General features: G+C 67.8%; 13 protein-coding genes and 1 pseudogene. 10 read left to right on the forward strand and 4 right to left on the reverse strand.

Annotated elements, in window-relative coordinates:
* Positions 1 to 151 precede the first annotated feature (151 nt).
* The 8 genes from LMJ29_RS20175 to LMJ29_RS20210 all read left to right on the forward strand — a co-directional run bounded on the left by LMJ29_RS20175 (position 152) and on the right by LMJ29_RS20210 (position 12,909).
* Positions 152 to 763, forward strand: a complete 612-nt coding sequence (locus tag LMJ29_RS20175) for an RBBP9/YdeN family alpha/beta hydrolase (protein ID WP_229607328.1) — start codon at positions 152 to 154, stop codon at positions 761 to 763.
* Between the two features lie 46 nt (positions 764 to 809).
* Positions 810 to 2,762: a DUF1302 domain-containing protein gene (locus LMJ29_RS20180; protein ID WP_229607329.1), complete on the forward strand. Its 1,953-nt coding sequence runs from the start codon at positions 810 to 812 to the stop codon at positions 2,760 to 2,762.
* A 39-nt stretch (positions 2,763 to 2,801) separates the two neighbouring features.
* Positions 2,802 to 4,160, forward strand: a complete 1,359-nt coding sequence (locus LMJ29_RS20185; protein ID WP_229607330.1) for a DUF1329 domain-containing protein — start codon at positions 2,802 to 2,804, stop codon at positions 4,158 to 4,160.
* A 134-nt stretch (positions 4,161 to 4,294) separates the two neighbouring features.
* The gene (locus LMJ29_RS20190; protein ID WP_229607331.1) at positions 4,295 to 5,371 is read left to right on the forward strand and encodes a WD40/YVTN/BNR-like repeat-containing protein; all 1,077 of its coding nucleotides are present in this window, start codon (positions 4,295 to 4,297) and stop codon (positions 5,369 to 5,371) included.
* 30 nt (positions 5,372 to 5,401) lie between these two features.
* On the forward strand, positions 5,402 to 7,960 hold the full coding sequence (locus LMJ29_RS20195; RefSeq protein ID WP_229607332.1) for an efflux RND transporter permease subunit: 2,559 nt from the start codon (positions 5,402 to 5,404) through the stop codon (positions 7,958 to 7,960).
* 74 nt (positions 7,961 to 8,034) lie between these two features.
* The gene (locus LMJ29_RS20200) at positions 8,035 to 9,813 is read left to right on the forward strand and encodes an acyl-CoA dehydrogenase C-terminal domain-containing protein (protein ID WP_229607333.1); all 1,779 of its coding nucleotides are present in this window, start codon (positions 8,035 to 8,037) and stop codon (positions 9,811 to 9,813) included.
* 303 nt (positions 9,814 to 10,116) lie between these two features.
* Positions 10,117 to 11,778: a fatty acid--CoA ligase gene (locus LMJ29_RS20205; RefSeq protein ID WP_229607334.1), complete on the forward strand. Its 1,662-nt coding sequence runs from the start codon at positions 10,117 to 10,119 to the stop codon at positions 11,776 to 11,778.
* Between the two features lie 258 nt (positions 11,779 to 12,036).
* On the forward strand, positions 12,037 to 12,909 hold the full coding sequence (locus LMJ29_RS20210; protein WP_229607335.1) for a cache domain-containing protein: 873 nt from the start codon (positions 12,037 to 12,039) through the stop codon (positions 12,907 to 12,909).
* Positions 12,910 to 13,007: 98 nt separating this feature from the next.
* Here LMJ29_RS20210 and LMJ29_RS20215 read toward each other — a convergent pair whose 3' ends face one another.
* The gene (locus LMJ29_RS20215; protein ID WP_229607336.1) at positions 13,008 to 13,757 is read right to left on the reverse strand and encodes an anti-sigma factor family protein; all 750 of its coding nucleotides are present in this window, start codon (positions 13,755 to 13,757) and stop codon (positions 13,008 to 13,010) included.
* Positions 13,754 to 14,263, reverse strand: coding sequence for a sigma-70 family RNA polymerase sigma factor (locus tag LMJ29_RS20220; RefSeq protein WP_229607337.1), 510 nt, complete (start codon positions 14,261 to 14,263; stop codon positions 13,754 to 13,756). The genes LMJ29_RS20215 and LMJ29_RS20220 overlap by 4 nt, the downstream gene beginning before the upstream one ends.
* 169 nt (positions 14,264 to 14,432) lie before the next feature.
* Here LMJ29_RS20220 and LMJ29_RS20225 point away from each other — a divergent pair, with 169 nt between their 5' ends.
* Both LMJ29_RS20225 and LMJ29_RS20230 read left to right on the forward strand, forming a co-directional pair.
* Complete coding sequence (locus LMJ29_RS20225) at positions 14,433 to 15,494, forward strand: catalase family peroxidase (protein WP_229607338.1); 1,062 nt, start codon at positions 14,433 to 14,435, stop codon at positions 15,492 to 15,494.
* Positions 15,491 to 16,066, forward strand: a complete 576-nt coding sequence (locus LMJ29_RS20230; protein WP_229607339.1) for a cytochrome b — start codon at positions 15,491 to 15,493, stop codon at positions 16,064 to 16,066. Before LMJ29_RS20225 ends, LMJ29_RS20230 begins: the two co-directional genes overlap by 4 nt.
* Positions 16,067 to 16,318: 252 nt before the next feature.
* On the opposite strand, the pseudogene LMJ29_RS20235 reads toward LMJ29_RS20230, so the two are convergent.
* Positions 16,319 to 16,621: pseudogene (locus LMJ29_RS20235) on the reverse strand (aldehyde dehydrogenase family protein); the annotation flags it as partial.
* A 79-nt stretch (positions 16,622 to 16,700) separates the two neighbouring features.
* On the reverse strand, positions 16,701 to 17,858 hold a 1,158-nt coding region (locus tag LMJ29_RS20240), incomplete at its 5' end, for an NAD(P)(+) transhydrogenase (Re/Si-specific) subunit beta (protein WP_229607340.1).

Here is a 17,858-nt window from a genome sequence, read left to right on the forward strand (position 1 = left end):
GGCCGGTCGCAGGCCTGCTCGCCGGTGTTTGTCATCAAATGAGAAATGCCTGACGCGGAATGTAAAGCGACCGGGGGGTGCGCTCTTTACTGTGGATCTCGAGGGGATCGGTTGACAGACCGACCCGAATATCCAGAGCAAGGGTGCTGACGTGGAAAAACTGCAAACCGCCGCAACAGTCCTGATCGTTCCCGGTCTGCGCGACCATGTTGCCGAGCATTGGCAAACGTTGCTGCAAGCCCGCCTGGCCAAGGTCCGTTCGGTACCGCCGCTGCAAACCGACAAGCTCAGCTGCGCTGCGCGGGTCGAGGCGATCCAGCACGAACTGGAGCAGATCGACGGCCCGGTGATCCTGGTGGCGCACAGCGCCGGCGTGCTGATGGTGGCCCACTGGGCGGCCCGCCACAGCCATGCCATCAAGGGCGCGCTGCTGGCCGCGCCGCCGGACCTCGAGGCCAGCTGGCCGGAGGGCTATCCGACCCCGGATACCCTGCGCGCCCACGGCTGGGACCCGCTGCCCAACGGACCGCTGCCGTTTCCCAGCATAGTCGCGGCAAGCAGCAACGATCATCTGGCCAGCTTCGAGGCGGTCGCCCGCATGGCCAAGGACTGGGGCAGCGAACTGGTCAATTGCGGTGCCGTCGGCCATCTCAATCCGGCGGCGGGCTTCGGCCCCTGGCCGCAGGCCGAGCAGTTCGTCGAGGCATTGGATCGCCAGCAAGGGAGTTGCCTGGTCCGCCGTACCGCCGTTGCCAGCAACTGATGCCAGCTAACCTTCAACAACAATAAAAACAATCGGAGCCAACGCAATGCATTACCACCGGATCCACAGCGTCACCCCCATGCGCCGCAGCCTGCTGGCCACCGCCATCATGCTGGCCGCGCTGCCTGCGGCCCAGGCCTTCGAGGTCGATACCGGCAACCCGGACTGGGCGGTGCGTTTCGACAACACCGTCAAGTACAACTACGGTGTGCGCACCGAGAGCGCCGGCAAGCGCTTCCTGGGGACGCCGAACAACAACGACGGCGACTACAACTTCCGCAAGTCCGGCACCAACATCACCAACCGCGTCGACCTGCTGTCCGAGCTGGACGTGATCTACAAGGAGTCGATGGGCTTTCGCGTCAGTACCGCCGCCTGGTACGACAAGGCCTACGACAACACCGGCTCCAACTCCAACCCGTTCGTAAACGGCAACGGCGCGCGGTCGGGCATCAATCCGGACCTCGGCCTGCCGGGCACCGGCGTGCCGCTGGGCAGCCCGCACCTGAGCAACTACGCGCAGCGCTACTACAGCGGCCCGTCCGGTGAAGTTCTCGATGCCTTCGTGTTCTACAAGACCGACGTCGGCGAGCAGTCGGTATTCAGCACCAAGATCGGCCAGCACAACCTGTTCTGGGGCGAGACCCTGCTCAACCCGGTGCACTCGCTGAGCTACGGCCAGTCGGGTCTGGACCTGGCCAAGCTGGCCGCCTCGCCGGGCACCGAGGCCAAGGAGCTGTTCGTCCCGCGCAACCAGATTTCCGCGTCCTTCCAGGTCAACCCCGAACTGACCCTGGGCGCCCAGTACTTCCTCGAGTGGGACGAAGCCCGCCTGCCCGAGGCCGGCACCTACTACGGCGGTTCCGACCTGGTGGGCGAGGGCGCGCAGAGCTTCCTGCTCGGCCACACCGGCACCCCGGGCCTGATCCCGGTGCGCGGCGCGCTGACCACCATCCGCCGTGGCAACGACCTGACTCCGGACAAGCGCGGCGACTGGGGCGTGATGGCCAAGTGGTCGCCGGAGTGGCTGGACGGCACCCTGGGCGTCTACTACCGCAAGACCTCGGAAGTGCTGCCGCAGGCCTGGCTCGACGCCCGCGGCATGACCGTGGCGACCGGTCCGTTCGGCACGCCGCCGACCACCCAGCGCGCGGCCATCGGCAACCTGTACAACTCGCTGCAGACCGCCACCTACCAGTTCGCCTACGCCGACGACATCGATGTCTACGGCCTCAGCCTGTCCAAGGACGTCGCCGGCATCAGCGTCGGCAGCGACCTGAACATCCGCCACAACATGCCGCTGGCCAGCATCCCGGCCATCGTCAGCTCGACCAGCCCGGCGGGCCTGGGCTCCGGCTTCGGCGTACTGCCGGACCGTACCGCGGCCACCGGCGTGATCTACGCGGTGCCGAGCGACGGCGACAGCCTGAGCGCCCGCGGCGACACGCTGCACTGGACCCTCAACGGCCTGATGACCATCGGCGACACCCCGGTGTTCGACGGCGCGACCCTGCTGGCCGAGCTGTACTACAGCAACCTGCTGGAACTCGATAACGACAACGAGGCGCTCTACAAGGGCAAGAGCTCCTACCGTGGCATCGACAAGCCGACCCGCGACAACTGGGGCATCGGCGTCAACTTCACCCCGACCTGGTATCAGGTCTTCCCCGGCGTCGACCTGAGCGCGCCGGTTTCCGTCAACCTTGGCCTGGATGGCATTTCCCCGGTGCAGGGCGGTGGCGCGGAGGACACCGGAAACTATGCGGTCGGCCTGAGTGCCGCCATCTACAACAAATACTTCGTCGACCTGAAATACGTGGATGCCTTCGGCGAAGCCGATGCCTGCCACGACGGGCAAACGGACGGCGCAACCCCGAACGCCTTCGATGGCGAGCAGGACTACACCTGCTACGGCGGCGGCTACTCGTCCTTCTCCGGTGGTGGTTCGACCACGGAAGACCGCGGCGCGGTCTACCTGACCCTCAAGACCACCTTCTGATCCGCGTATTTCTTCGCAACAGAGCAGGAACACCAGAACATGAAATTCGTGCATACCCTGATCGCTGCCTCCCTCGCCGTCGCTATTGCTGGCCAGGCCAACGCTGCCGTATCCGCCGATGAAGCCGCCAAGCTCGGCACCAGCCTGACCAAGGTGGGGGCCGACATGGCCGCCAGCGCCGACGGCTCCATCCCCGCCTACCAGGGCGGCCTGACCACCCCGCCGGCCGGCTTCAAGTCGGGCGACAGCATGCGTCCGGACCCCTTCGCCGGCGAGAAGCCGCTGCTGACCATCGACGGCAAGAACGTCGACCAGTACAAGGACCAGCTGAGCGCCACCACCGTCGAACTGGCCAAGCGCTTCCCGACCTTCCGTGTCGACGTCTACCCGACCCACCGCTCCGTGGCGCTGCCGCAGAACGTGCTGGACAACACCCTGAAGAACGCCGCCAACGCGCAGTCCAAGGAAGGTGGCACCGCCGTCGACAACGTGCTGCCGGGCATTCCCTTCCCGATCCCGAAGACCGGCGCCGAGGCGATGTGGAACTTCCTGCTGCGCTACCAGGGCGTGAGCATCGCCTCCAAGTACGACTCCTGGAACGTCGACGCCGCCGGCACCGCGACCCTGTCCACCACCGGCCAGGCGCACATCAGCTACCCGATCTACGAAGACATGTCCAAGCCGATCGGCGCCAAGGACACCTACTACCAGATGAAGCTGGCCTACACCGCCCCGGCCCGCCGCGCCGGCGAGGCCATCATGCTGCGCGACGCCGCCAACCCGCTGGTGCAGCCGCGTAGCGCCTGGCAGTACCTGCCCGGCCAGCGTCGCGTGAAGCTGGCGCCGAACCTCGCCTACGACACCCCGAACCCCGGTACTTCCGGCTCCGGCACCTACGACGACGTGTTCGTGTTCAACGGCGCGCTGGACCGCTACGACTGGACCCTGGTCGGCAAGAAGGAGATGTACGTCCCGTACAACACCTACAGCCTGACCTACCAGGCCGATCCCAAGAAGCTGACCACGCCGAACCACCTGAATCCGGACCACGTGCGCTGGGAGAAGCACCGCGTATGGGTGGTCGAGGGCAAGCTGAAGGGTAATGCGCGCCACATCTACCACAAGCGTCGCTTCTACCTGGACGAGGACAGCTGGGTCGCCCTGGCTTCCGACCAGTACGACGCCCGTGGCCAGCTGTATCGCGGTTCCTTCGCCTTCCTGACCCAGAGCTACGACAAGCAGACCCCGGACGCCACCCCGTTCATGATCTACGACCTGATCGGCGGCACCTACAACATCAACGGCGTGGTCGGCCCGTACGGCGGCATCCGCTACATCGACCCGCTGTCCAAGACCCAGTGGTCGCCGGAGGCCCTGGCCGGCGCCGGTATCCGCTGAGGTCGAGCGACGGGCGCCATCCGCTGCGCTTCGCGAGAGGCGGGCGGATGGCGACAGGGAGCGAGCGCTCCCGATCGGACGCCGGGCGGCACCGACGGTGTCGCCCGGCACGGCTTTCCCAAGAGGACGCGGTAATGGGTTCCTTCAAGAAGTGTGCGCTGCTGGCGCTGGGTATCGCGCTGGGCTCCTCGCTGCAGGGCATCGCCCAGGCGGGCAGCTACGTCGATGTACTGGACCTGCCGGCCAAGCCGAGCGCTCTGGCCGTGCGCAGCCCGCTGCGCGACGTGGCCCAGGCCGGCCAGCGCCTGGTGGCGGTCGGCCAGCGTGGCCACATTCTCTACTCCGACAACGGCGGCAAGGACTGGCAGCAGGCCCGCGTGCCGGTCAGCGCCGACCTCAACTCGGTGCATTTCCCCACCCCCCAGCAGGGCTGGGCGGTCGGCAACGACGGCGTGATCCTGCACAGCAGCGACGCCGGCGCCAGCTGGAACAAGCAGCTCGACGGCCGGCAGATCGGCGAACGCGTGCTGGCCCACTACCAGGCGCTGGCCGCGGCCGAGCCGGCCAACGAGACCTGGGCGCAGTACGTCGCCGAGGGCCAGCGGCTGGTCGACGAGGGCGCCGACAAGCCGCTGCTCGACGTCTGGTTCGCCGACGCCCGGCGCGGCTACGCGGTCGGCGTGTTCAACCTGATCCTGCATACCGAGGACGGCGGCCAGAGCTGGGCGCCCCTGCAGGATCGCACCGACAACCCGCAGAGCCTGCACCTCAACGCCATTAGCGCGGTGGGTGAGGAGCTGTATATCGCCGGCGAACAGGGCCTGCTGCTCAAGTGGGATGCCGCCCAGCAGCGCTTCGCGGCCCTGCCGACGCCCTACCAGGGCACCTGGTTCGGCGTGGTCGGCAAGCCGGGCGAGCTGCTCGCCTACGGCCTGCGCGGCCACGTGTTCCGCAGCGGCGACGGCGGGCAGAGCTGGAATCAGGTGGAGACCGGCCTGCCGGTCAGCATCACCGCCGGCGCCGTGGATGCGCGTGGCGACATCTGGCTGTTCAGCCTGGCCGGCCATGCCCTGCGCGGCACGGGCGACGGCGCGGGCTTCGCCGTGGTGGCGCAGGAGGCGCTGGCCCCGGTGGCCGGCGTGGCGCAGGACGGCGCGAACCAATTGGTCCTGGTGGGCGAGCGTGGCGTGCGCACGCTGGCCCTTCAATAAGACAAGAAGAATTACAAAGAGTACCTAGCGATGGCCAACATCAAGCAAGACACCATGCCGGTGATCCGCGACCTGCGCGATTTCGATCAACGCTCCGGCAATGTGCTGGAGCGACTGGTCTTCAATTACCGCCCGCTGTTCGTGGTGTGCATGGTGCTGGTCACCCTGGTGCTGGGCTACATGGCGCTGACCCGCCTGGAGCTGCGCCCCAGCTTCGAGAAGATGATTCCGCAGAGCCAGCCCTACATCCAGAACTTCCTGGAGAACCGCAAGTCGCTGCGCGGCCTGGGCAACTCGGTGCGCGTGGTGGTGGAGAACACCCAGGGCGACATCTTCGACCCCGAATACCTGGACGTGCTCAAGCAGATCAACGACGAGCTGTTCCTCGCCCAGGGCGTCGACCGCGCCTGGATGAAGTCGCTGTGGAGCCCGGCGGTGCGCTGGACCGAGGTCACCGAGGAGGGCTTCCAGGGCGGCACGGTGATGCCCGACAACTACGCCGGCGCGCCGGCCGACATCGAGCAGCTGCGCCAGAACATCAACCGCGCCGGCATCGTCGGCAGCCTGGTGGCCAAGGACCTCAAGTCGAGCATGCTGATCGTGCCGCTGCTCGACCAGGACTCGGCCACCGGCCGCGGCATCGACTACCACCAGTTCTCGCGGATGCTCGAGGAGAAGCTACGCGTCAAGTACGAGTTCGCCGGCGACGCCAAGGCGGCCGCCAGCGGTGAGGAGGGCAGCGGCAAGTACAAGATCCGCGTGATCGGCTTCGCCAAGCTGATGGGCGATCTGATCGACGGCCTGATCCAGGTGATGATGTTCTTTGCCCTGGCCGTGGTCACCTCGCTGGTCATCATCTACCTCTATACCCGCTGCGTGCGCAGCACCCTGCTGGTGGTGTTCTGCTCGCTGACCGCGGTGGTCTGGCAGCTGGGCATCGTCGCCTGGCTGGGCTACGCCATCGATCCCTACTCGATCCTGGTGCCGTTCCTGATCTTCGCCATCGGCGTGTCGCACGCGGCGCAGAAGATGAACGGCATCATGCAGGACATCGGCCGCGGCACCCACAAGCTGATCGCCGCGCGCTACACCTTCCGCCGCCTGTTCGTCGCCGGGGTCACCGCGCTGCTGGCCGACGCCGTGGGCTTCGCCGTGCTGATGCTGATCGACATCCCGGTGATCCAGGATCTGGCGATCACCGCCAGCATCGGCGTGGCCGTGCTGATCTTCACCTCGCTGCTGTTGATGCCGGTGGCGCTGTCCTACATTGGCGTGGGCCGCAAGGCCGCCGAGCGCGCCATGCGCATCGACACCAACGCCGCCGACCACCGCGGCTTCGGCAAGCTGTGGGATATGCTCGACCTGTTCACCACCCGCAAATGGGCGACCGGCGCCGTGCTGGTGGCGACCCTGATGGGCGTCGGCGGCTTCCTGGTCAGCCTCAACCTCAAGATCGGCGATCTGGACAGCGGCGCCCCGGAGCTGCGCGAGGACTCGCGCTACAACCGCGACAACGCCTACATCACCGGCCACTACGCGCTGTCCAGCGACACCTTCGCGGTGATGATCAAGACCGCGCCCGAAGGCTGCCTGAACTACCAGACCCTGGTCCTCGCCGACCGCCTGGCCTGGGAGCTGCAGCAGCATCCGGGGGTGCAGACCACCGTGTCGCTGGTCAACGCAGTGCGCCAGATCACCGCTGGCACCTTCGAGGGCAACCCGAAGATGAACAGCATCCAGCGCAACCAGGACATGCTCAACTACGCCGCCCAGCAGGCCTCGGTGAACGCTCCCGAGCTGTTCAACACCGACTGCTCGGTGATGCCGGTGATCGCCTTCCTCAAGGATCACAAGGCCGAGACCCTCGACGAGGTGGTGGCCATCGCCGACAAGTTCGCCCAGGAAAACAGCACGCCCGAGCGCCAGTTCCTGCTCGCCGCAGGCTCAGCCGGCATCGAGGCGGCCACCAACATCGTGGTGCGCGAGGCCAACCGCACCATGCTGCTGTTCGTCTATCTCGCGGTGACCGTGTTCTGCCTGTTCACCTTCCGCAGCTGGCGGGCGACCCTGGTGGCGCTGCTGCCGCTGGTGCTCACCTCGGTGCTCTGCGAGGCGTTGATGGTGGCCATGGGCATCGGCGTCAAGGTGGCGACCCTGCCGGTGATCGCCCTGGGCGTGGGCATCGGCGTGGACTATGCGCTGTACCTGCTCAGCGTGCAGCTGCACTACCAGCGCAAGGGCATGAGCCTGTCGGACTCCTACGAGAACGCCGTGGCCTTCACCGGCCGGGTGGTCGGCCTGGTCGGCATCACCCTGGCCGCCGGCGTGGTGGGCTGGGCCTGGTCGCCGATCAAGTTCCAGGCCGACATGGGCATCCTGCTGACCTTCATGTTCCTGTGGAACATGCTCGGCGCGCTGATCCTGATCCCGGCCCTGTCGTACTTCCTGCTGCCCGACAAGCGCAGCGGCGCGGTCGCCGCCAAGCAGGTGGAGACTGCTTCCACCCAGGCCCAGGCCCAGGTCAACCCGCAAATCCACCCCAAGTTCGAAGCATGCGCCGAGGGTGGCTTGCTAAAAAATCAACGGTGAATGGCCGCATCGTGACTCCGTCACCGTGTAATCAACGGCCGAAACAACAATCAGAAATCAGTTGAGTGTTCCAAATGTCTGACTACAAAGCGCCTATCCGTGACATGGACTTCGTCCTCAATGAAGTTTTCGAAGTTTCCAACCTGTGGGCCGAGCTGCCGGCGCTGGCCGAGGTCGTCGACATCGACACCGCGCGCGCCATCCTCGAGGAAGCCGGCAAGGTCACCGCCGGGGTGATCGCCCCGCTCAACCGCAGCGGCGACGAGGAAGGCTGCTCCTGGCACGACGGCGCGGTGAAGACCCCGGCCGGTTTCCCGCAAGCCTGGAGCACCTACGCCGAAGGCGGCTGGGTCGGCGTCGGCGGCGCGCCGGAGTTCGGCGGCATGGGCATGCCCAAGGTGATCGGCGCCCAGGTCGAGGAGATGGTCAACTCGGCCAACCTGTCCTTCGCCCTGTACCCGATGCTGACCGCCGGCGCCTGCCTGGCGATCCTCAACCACGCCAGCGAGGAGCTCAAGGCGCAGTACCTGCCGGCCATGTACGAAGGCCGCTGGGCCGGTTCCATGTGCCTGACCGAGCCGCACGCCGGCACCGATCTGGGCATCATCCGCACCAAGGCCGAACCGCAGGCCGACGGCAGCTACAAGGTCAGCGGCACCAAGATCTTCATCACCGGCGGCGAGCAGGACCTGTCCGAGAACATCATCCACCTGGTGCTGGCCAAGCTGCCGGACGCCCCGGCCGGTGCCAAGGGCATCTCGCTGTTCCTGGTGCCCAAGGTGATGGTCGAGGCCGACGGTTCGCTGGGCGCGGCCAACGCGGTGAGCTGCGGCTCCATCGAGCACAAGATGGGCATCAAGGCCTCGGCCACCTGCGTGATGAACTTCGACGGCGCCACCGGCTACCTGGTCGGCGAGGTCAACAAGGGCCTCAACGCCATGTTCACCATGATGAACTACGAGCGCCTGGGCGTCGGCATCCAGGGCCTGGCCCTCGGCGAGCGCTCCTACCAGAACGCCGTCGAGTACGCCCGCGAGCGCATCCAGAGCCGCGCGCCGACCGGCGCGGTGGCCAAGGACAAGGCGGCCGACCCGATCATCGTGCATCCGGACGTGCGCCGCATGCTGCTGACCATGAAGGCGCTTAACGAAGGCGGCCGCGCCTTCTCCAGCTTCGTCGCCCTGCAGCTCGACCTCGCCAAGTACGCCGAGGACGCCGCGGAGCGCAAGCGCGCCGAGGAGCTGGTCGCCCTGCTGACCCCGGTGGCCAAGGCGTTCCTCACCGACATGGGCCTGGAGACCACCATCCACGGCCAGCAGGTGTTCGGCGGCCACGGCTACATTCGCGAGTGGGGCCAGGAGCAGCTGATCCGCGACTGCCGCATCACCCAGATCTACGAAGGCACCAACGGCATCCAGTCGCTGGACCTGATGGGCCGCAAGGTGGTCGCCAGCGGCGGCAGCTTCTACCGGCACCTGTCCGAGGAGATCAACGCCTTCGTCGCCGGCGCCGATGCTTCTCTCGCCGAGTTCACCGCGCCGCTCAAGGCCGCGGTGGACAACCTCGACGAGCTGACCGCCTGGGTGCTGGACAAGGCGCAGACCAACCCCAACGAGATCGGCGCCGCCTCGGTCGAGTACCTGCACGCCTTCGGCTACACCGTGTACGCCTACCTGTGGGCGCGCATGGCCGCCGTCGCGCTGGCCAGGCAGGGCGACGACGACTTCTACGCCAGCAAGCTCGGCACTGCGCGCTTCTACTTCGCGCGCATCCTGCCGCGCATCCACTCGCTGAGCGCCTCGGTCAAGGCCGGCAGCGACAGCCTCTACCTGCTGGACGCCGAGCAGTTCTGACCGCCGGCCTCCGGCACGCTCAGGCGGTCGCCACGCTCCCGTCGCGGGGGCGTGGCGAAAGCTTCCTCCGATCTCTCGACTTCCGCGCCCCGGCGGCGGCCCGCGCACGTCTGCAGTGACGCCGCTTGTCATCAAATGGAAAGTGTCTGACGTGGGATGTGAAGCGGTCGAGGAGAGGGATCTCTAGTGTTCGTTGCATCGGGAAACCAGGCTGTCCGGACGACCGCTTCGGCCCGGGCGAATGCCGGTCTCCGCGCATGCAGCGAAGCGAAATTTCAGAATGGCAACGTTGGGAAAACAACCATGGCGAAGACAAAAATAATCCCGCCCGCGCAAGGTGCCTACGACTACCAACTGCTGATCAAGCGCCTGCTGCTGTCCGGCGTGCGCTACCAGCCGGACCAGGAAATCGTCTACTCCGACAAGCTGCGCTACAGCTATCGCACCCTCAACGAGCGCATCCAGCGCCTGGCCAACGCGCTGAGCGCGGCCGGCATCAAGGCCGGCGACACCGTGGCGCTGCTCGACTGGGACAGCCACCGCTCGCTGGAATGCTTCTTCGCCGTGCCGATGCTCGGCGCCGTGCTGCACACCGTGAACGTGCGTCTGTCGCCGGAGCAGATCGTCTACACCATGAACCACGCCGAGGACGACATCGTCCTGGTGCACGACGACTTCCTGCCGCTGCTGGAGCAGATCCACGGCGAGCTGAACACCGTCAAGGGCTACGTGCAGCTCACCGAGAACATCGCCCAGCCGACCGGGCTGCCGGTGCTGGGCGAGTACGAGGCGCTGCTGGACGGCGCCGCCAGCCACTTCGAGTTTCCCGACTTCGACGAGAACTCGGTGGCGACCATGTTCTACACCACCGGCACCACCGGCAATCCGAAGGGCGTGTACTTCACCCATCGCCAGCTGGTGCTGCACACCCTCAACGAGCTGGGCACCTTCGCCGCCTACGAGGGCCAGCCGCTGCTGCGCTCGGGCGACGTGTACATGCCGATCACGCCGATGTTCCACGTGCACGCCTGGGGCGTGCCCTATGTGGCCACGGCGCTGGGCGTCAAGCAGGTCTACCCCGGCCGCTACGAGCCGAACATGCTGGTCCGCCTGTTCCGCGAGGAGGGGGTGACCTTCTCCCACTGCGTGCCGACCATCCTGCAGATGATGCTGGACTGCGAGGAGGGCAAGCGCACCGACTTCGCCGGCTGGAAGATGCTGCTCGGCGGCAGCGCGCTAACCCTTGGCCTCGCCCGCCAGGCGAGCCAGAAGGGCATGCTCATCCATGCCGGCTACGGCATGTCCGAGACCTGCCCGCTGCTGACCCTGACCCACCTGCGCGGCGAAGACCTCGCCCTGCCGATGGACGCGCAGCTGCCCGAGCGCATCAAGACCGGCGTGCCAATCCCGCTGGTCGACCTGCGCATCGTCGATGCCGCGGGCAACGACGTGGCGCACGACGGCGAGGCCCTCGGCGAGATCGTGGTGCGCGCACCCTGGCTGACCCAGGGCTACCTGAAGGAGCCGGAGAAGGGCGCCGAACTCTGGGAAGGCGGCTGGCTGCACACCGGCGACATGGCCTCGATCGACGCGCGCGGCATCGTGGAAATCAAGGACCGCATCAAGGACGTGATCAAGACCGGCGGCGAGTGGATCAGCTCGCTGGAGCTGGAGAGCCTGATCAGCCAGCACGCGGCGGTCGCCGCGGTCGCCGTGGTGGGCATTCCCGACCCGCAGTGGGGCGAGCGGCCGCTGGCCCTGGTGGTCTGCACGCCGGGCGAGTGCCTCGACCAGAAGGCCATCGAGGTGCACCTGCAGCAGTTCGTGGAAAGCGGGCACATCAACAAGTGGGCGATCCCGCGGCAGATCCGCTTCGTCGCCGACATCCCCAAGACCAGCGTCGGCAAGATCAACAAGAAGCTGATCCGCGAGAGCGAACTGGCCGGGGCCGTTGCCCATGGCTGAGTGATGGGCGGACGACAGCCCGGCCGGAACCGGGGATTCCGGCCCGGGCTGCCGAGGGTGCGCGCCTGACGTTGGCCAGGCGGCCCTTTCGGTGCAGGGAGGCGTTTCCAGCGACAACCAGGGATTTCCCTGGTTGTCGCGTTTGCGCGCGCAGTGCGGGCGCAGCTTGAGCACGGTGCCGCCGGCGGGCCCGGTGGAGCGGTGGCGATGGCCGCCGGCGAATCGAAGAAACGGGCAACTTTGCAACGAGAGGGTTATATGAACGATCTGTTCCGCATGGGAATTCTGCTGGGCGCACTGGCCCTGCCGGTGGCGGCGATGGCCGCCGAGGCCGCTCCGCCGGTGGCGGAAAGCTCGCGCTACGCGCAGGACCGGCAGGCGGCGCGCGACCTGCTGGACAAGGCGGTCGCCTACTACCGCCAGGAGGGCGACCAGGCCCTGGCGGTGTTCAGCCGCAAGGGGCCGTTCACCGTCGGCAACCTGTACGTGTTCGTGGTCGATGCGCAGGGCAAGCTGGTGGCCAGCGGCGGGCCGTCGATGCTCTTGGCGGGCCAGGACATCGGCGTGGCGGTCGGTCCCGAGGCGCGCGCCCGGCTGATGGCCGATACCGCGCAGGACGGCCAGGTCGGCGAGATCGAGTATCCGTTCAGCGACTGGAGCCTGGGTGGGGTGGTGGCGCGCAAGCACACCTTCTTCCAGCGCGTCGGCGAGCACATCCTGGCGGTCGGCTACTACATGGCGCGTGCCGAGGTCGCCGAGGCCCGGCAACTGCTCGACCAGGCCGCCGAGGCGATGGCCAGCCAGCCGCAGCAGACCCTCAAGGCGATCAACGCCCACGACCGGCGTTATCTGCAGGACGATCTCTACGTCTACGTCGTCGATCTGGTCAGCAAGCGCTTCGTCGCCCACGGCTTCAACCCGCGCCTGGTGGGCAGCGACTTCGCCGCACTGACCGCCCCGGACGGCAAGGGCATCGGCCAGGCGATGCTCGACATCGCGCAAAAGCAGGGGCAGGGTGGGTACGACTACCTGTGGCCCAATCCGGTCACCCACATCAACGAACCCAAGCACGCGCTGATCCGTCGGGTCGGCAACCACATGGTGGTTGTGGGCTACTACCTGGCGAAGTAAGAGTGTCGCTGGCATGACCGCACGCGGCTGCTCGGCACCTGCCTGCAGCTCGTCCACCGGGCCGTCCTCGGCTGGCTCGAAACCGCTCGAACCGGCGCTCAGAAACCGAGCAGCTGGCCGACCTGCTTGCCCTGGGGGTCGTCGCTGCGGGTGACCAGGGCGTAGTTGTAGCCGCCCTCGCTCCAGTAGCGCGTCATCAGCTCGCCGTCCAGGCGCTGGCCGTGGGGCAGGGGATGGCGGCCGGCTCCCGGCGGGCGGATGAAGAAGCTCAGCCGGTGGCCCTGGGCGTCCTCGTAGATCACCAGCGCCGCGGCGCCCTGTTCGGTGGCCAGCAGGCGCGCGCCGACGCTGCGCAGGCCGAGGCGGTCGAGATCGGCCGGCAGGCTGGCGTTTTCCAGGTAGCGGCCGAGCCAGCCATGCAGGCTTTCGCCGTCACGGGTGTCGAGCGGCGCGGCGCTGCCGTTGGCGGCGAACAGGCGATAGGCCTGCACCGCGTCCGCCATGGGCTTCTCATGTTCGGCCAGGGTCAGGTCGCGGGCCTGCCAGCCGCCCAGGCTGCCCACGCCCAGCGCCACCAGCAGCGCGGCGGCCACGCCCAGGCGCGAGCGCCGGCGGGCACGCAGGCGCTGGCGGATGTGCGCCGGCTCCAGCGCCAGGCTGGCCGGTGGCAGCGCGCGGCTGGCTAGGGCGGCGCGCAGGGCCTGCGCGTCCTGCTTCCAGCCCTCGACGCGGCGGGCATCCTGCGGGTGGCAGGCCAGCCAGGCTTCGATCCACTGCCGGCGTTCCGCGTCCAGTTGGCCGTCGACGTAGGCGTGCAGGTCGCTTTCGCCAGGAATCAGTTCGCTCATTTGAGTACCCGTAGGGCAGGGGCGCCGCTGCTGCCTTCGCTGAGCGCGCGCAAGGCCTGGCGGGCGCGGGACAGGCGGGACATCACGGTGCCGATGGGAATCTGCAGGGCTTCGCCGACCTCGCGATAGCTCAGGCCCTCGACGCTGACCAGGGTGAGCAGGGCGCGCTGCTCGGCGGGCAGGCGCTCGAAGGCCTCCAGGGTCGAGTGGGCGCTGACGATGTCCTCGGTGGACGGGCTGCGCTCCTCCTCGCCGCCGAACAGCGCGAGGATGCGCGCGTAGCGCCGGGCGCGGCGCTGGCCGTCGACGAACAGCCGGTAGAGGATGGCGAACAGCCAGGCGCGCAGGTCGCCGTCGCCGCGCTTGCCGCGCCACGCCCCCAGCGCCTTTTCCAGGGTGGCCTGGACCAGGTCGTCGGCGCTCGCCGCATCGCGCGTCAGGGAGAGCGCGAAGCGCCGCAGGCGGGGCAGCAGTTCGCGCAGGTGGTGGTCGTCCAGTTCGTTCATCGCGATTCGGGCGCAGGCCGGCTCGTTGGTTCGTCGAGCCCGTGGGACGCCTGGGCGGCGAGATTATTCCACCGAAATTCGCATTTTCGAGGATTTTTTCGCTCCGGGAATAAGCCGGCTCGCGGTGCGTCGTACGGGCTCATCCAACGCAGCCCAATGAGGACGCCCCATGACCCGATCCACTTCGGCACCGCCGAACCTGCCCGTGCGCCTGGCGGCCATCGCCGTCGCGGTGGGCGGCCTGGCCGCCGCCTTCGGCTACGCCGCCGGCTGGTTCAGCCCGCAGCGCCTGACCCCGGCCCGGCTGGTGGACACCCTGGAGCAGAACTTCGGTGTCCACCCGGCCTACCGCCGCAACCACGCCAAGGGCCTCTGCGTGGTCGGCCATTTCCAGAGCAACGGCGCCGGCAGCGAGGTGTCCCGCGCGGCGCTGTTCGCCAGGGGCTCGGTGCCGGTGGTCGGCCGTCTGGCGATTCCCGGCGGCAACCCCGCCGGCAGCGACGGCGCGGCACCGCTGCGCAGCCTGGCCCTGCGTTTCCTGCCCGAGCACGGCCAGGAATGGCGCACCGCGATGAATGCCGCGCCGGTGTTCGTGGTCAACAGCGTCGAGGGTTTCTACGCGCTGCAGCAGGCCTCGCGGCCGCAGGCGGACACCGGCAAGCCCGATCCGGCGAAGCTGGCCGCGTTCTTCCAGGCCCACCCGGAAACCGGCGCCTTCCGCGAATGGGCGAAAACCGCGACGCCCTCGTCGAGCTACGCCAATAGCGCCTACCACGGCCTGCATGCCTTCTTCCTGGTGGATGCCAACGGCCGCGAACGCCCGGTGCGCTGGTCGGTTCAGCCGGTGGCCGAGTACCAGCCGATCGCCGCGCAGCAGCGCGGCGATGCCGACTTTCTCGCCGCCGAACTGCACCAGCGCCTGGCCCGGGGGCCGCTGCGCTGGCGCCTGCAGCTAACGCTCGGCGAGGCCTACGACCCGACCCACGACGCCACCCGCGCCTGGCCGGCGCACCGGCGCAGCATCGATGCCGGCGAGCTGGTCATCGAGCGCGCCCAGGCCGAGCAGGGCGGCCCCTGCCAGGACGTGAACTACGACCCGCTGGTCCTGCCCGACGGCATCCGCGCCTCGGACGACCCGCTGCTGAGCGCGCGCTCGGCCGCGTACTCCGAATCCTTCAATCGCCGCACCCGTGAACAGGCCGCCCTGGCGGCCAAGGAGCCCCAGTCGTGAAAGCCCGGCCCGCGTACTTCCCCCTCTCGCTGCGCATCCTCCACTGGCTGATGGCACCGCTGGTGATCGCCATGCTGCTGATCGGCGTAGGCATGGTCGCCAGCGTCTCGCCGCGCCACGCGGCGCTGGTGGCGATCCACAAGCCCCTGGGCGCGGTCCTGCTGGTGCTGGTATTGCTGCGTCTGACCGTGCGCCTGAGCCAGCGCGTGCCGGCATTGCCGGGTGAGATCCCGGCATGGCAGCAGCGCCTGGCCCACGCCTCGCACTGCCTGCTGTACGCGCTGCTGATCCTCCAGCCGCTGGTGGGCTGGGCCATGCAATCGGCCGGCGGCTACCCGGTGGTGCTGTTCGAGGGCCTGCAGCTGCCGGCGCTGCTCGCCCCGTCGGTGTGGCTGCACGGCGTGCTGCGCGGCGCCCATGGCGTCATCGCCTACCTGCTGATGGCGTCCATCCTGCTGCACCTCGCGGCAGCGCTGTTCCACGGCCTGATCCGCCGCGACGGCGTGCTGGCCAGCATGACCGGCGGACGCCTGCCGGCTGCAGCTCCTGCTTCTCCGCCGGGGGAGGGTTGATGGGCCAGTGGCCGTTGGATGGTCACTCCCGCGCGGGTACCGCCGCATCCCCTGCGGGGAAGTCGCCGGCCGGATCCAGTCACCAGGCGACTATTCGCCTGGGCTCTTGAGGCAAAGGGTCTAAAAAGTACAGAGCCTAAAAAACACAGGGCCACCGAAGTGGCCCTGTGGGGTGCGAGCGGGGTCGAAAGTAAAAAAGCCGACAAAAAATTTTAATTCGACACCGCCCGTACTCGGTTGCCAGCCCCGGACTCAGCCGTTGCTGGGGAAGGCGAATTGCGCCGCCTCGTGGCTGGCCCGCTTGGGCCAGCGCTGGGTGTAGAAGCGCACACCGTCGGGACCGTAGGCGTGCAGGTCGCCGAACAGCGAGCGCTTCCAGCCGCCGAAGCTGTGGTAGGCCACCGGCACCGGCAGCGGTACGTTGACGCCGACCATACCCACTTCGATCTCGTCGCAGAAGAGGCGCGCCGCCTCGCCGTCGCGGGTGAATATGCAGGTGCCGTTCCCGTACTCGTGGTCGTTGATCGGCGCCATGGCTTCTTCCAGGCTGTCGAGCCAGTGGCACGCTGCACGACCCCGACAACAAAAAGCCGGCGCCCCCCGAAGGTGGCGCCGGCTTTGGTCGTGACCGCGGTTATTCCACGGCCTTGACCATGTCCTCGACCACCTTCTTGGCGTCGCCGAACACCATCATGGTCTTGTCCATGTAGAACAGCTCGTTGTCCAGACCCGCATAGCCGCTGGCCATCGAGCGCTTGTTGACGATCACGGTGCGCGCCTTGTACGCATCGAGGATCGGCATGCCGGCGATCGGCGACTTCGGATCGGTCTTGGCCGAGGGGTTGACCACGTCGTTGGCACCCAGCACCAGCACCACGTCGGCCTGGCCGAACTCGGGGTTGATGTCCTCCATCTCGAACACCTGCTCGTAGGGCACCTCGGCCTCGGCCAGCAGCACGTTCATATGCCCGGGCATCCGGCCCGCCACCGGGTGGATGGCGTACTTCACGGTCACCCCGCGGTGGGTCAGCTTCTCGGTCAGTTCCATCAGCGCATGCTGAGCACGGGCCACGGCGAGACCATAGCCCGGCACGATGATCACGCTGTCGGCGTTGCCCAGCAGGAACGCGGCATCGTCCGCCGAGCCGCTCTTCACCGGACGCTGCTCCTGGCTACCGGCGACGGTGGCACCGGCTTCGGCGCCGAAGCCGCCGAGGATCACGTTGAAGAACGAGCGGTTCATCGCCTTGCACATGATGTAGGAGAGGATCGCGCCCGAAGAGCCCACCAGGGAGCCTGCCACGATCAGCATCGAGTTGTTCAGCGAGAAGCCGATACCGGCCGCCGCCCAGCCCGAATACGAGTTCAGCATCGACACCACCACCGGCATGTCGGCGCCGCCGATCGGGATGATGATCAGCACGCCGATCACGAAGGCCAGCGCCACCAGCACGGCGAACGCGGTCAGATTACCCGTGAAGGTGAAGGCCAGACCCAGGCCGAGGATGGCCAGACCGACCGCCAGGTTCAGCCAGTGCTGGCCGGCGAAGGTCACCGGGGCGCCCTGGAACAGGCGGAACTTCCTGCCCATTACAGTGCCGCCGGCCAGCTTGCCGAAGGCGATCACCGAACCGGAGAAGGTGATCGCGCCGATGGCCGCGCCGAGGAACAGCTCCAGGCGGTTGCCGGCGGGGATGGCATCGCCCAGCTGGGCGACGATACCCAAGGACTGCGGCTCCACGACGGCCGCCACGGCGATAAACACCGCGGCCAGGCCGATCATGCTGTGCAT

It is taken from the genome of Pseudomonas oryzagri, from assembly GCF_020831405.1.
In the GTDB taxonomy this organism is placed as follows: domain Bacteria; phylum Pseudomonadota; class Gammaproteobacteria; order Pseudomonadales; family Pseudomonadaceae; genus Geopseudomonas; species Geopseudomonas oryzagri.

Bases quoted from the DNA above. Each gene is read 5' to 3' on its own strand.
- LMJ29_RS20180 (WP_229607329.1), top strand. From the start codon at position 810: ATGCATTACCACCGGATCCACAGCGTCACCCCCATGCGCCGCAGCCTG.
- LMJ29_RS20185 (WP_229607330.1), top strand. From the start codon at position 2,802: ATGAAATTCGTGCATACCCTGATCGCTGCCTCCCTCGCCGTCGCTATT.
- LMJ29_RS20190 (WP_229607331.1), top strand. From the start codon at position 4,295: ATGGGTTCCTTCAAGAAGTGTGCGCTGCTGGCGCTGGGTATCGCGCTG.
- LMJ29_RS20195 (WP_229607332.1), top strand. From the start codon at position 5,402: ATGGCCAACATCAAGCAAGACACCATGCCGGTGATCCGCGACCTGCGC.
- LMJ29_RS20200 (WP_229607333.1), top strand. From the start codon at position 8,035: ATGTCTGACTACAAAGCGCCTATCCGTGACATGGACTTCGTCCTCAAT.
- LMJ29_RS20205 (WP_229607334.1), top strand. From the start codon at position 10,117: ATGGCGAAGACAAAAATAATCCCGCCCGCGCAAGGTGCCTACGACTAC.
- LMJ29_RS20210 (WP_229607335.1), top strand. From the start codon at position 12,037: ATGAACGATCTGTTCCGCATGGGAATTCTGCTGGGCGCACTGGCCCTG.
- LMJ29_RS20215 (WP_229607336.1), bottom strand. From the start codon at position 13,757: ATGAGCGAACTGATTCCTGGCGAAAGCGACCTGCACGCCTACGTCGAC.
- LMJ29_RS20220 (WP_229607337.1), bottom strand. From the start codon at position 14,263: ATGAACGAACTGGACGACCACCACCTGCGCGAACTGCTGCCCCGCCTG.
- LMJ29_RS20225 (WP_229607338.1), top strand. From the start codon at position 14,433: ATGACCCGATCCACTTCGGCACCGCCGAACCTGCCCGTGCGCCTGGCG.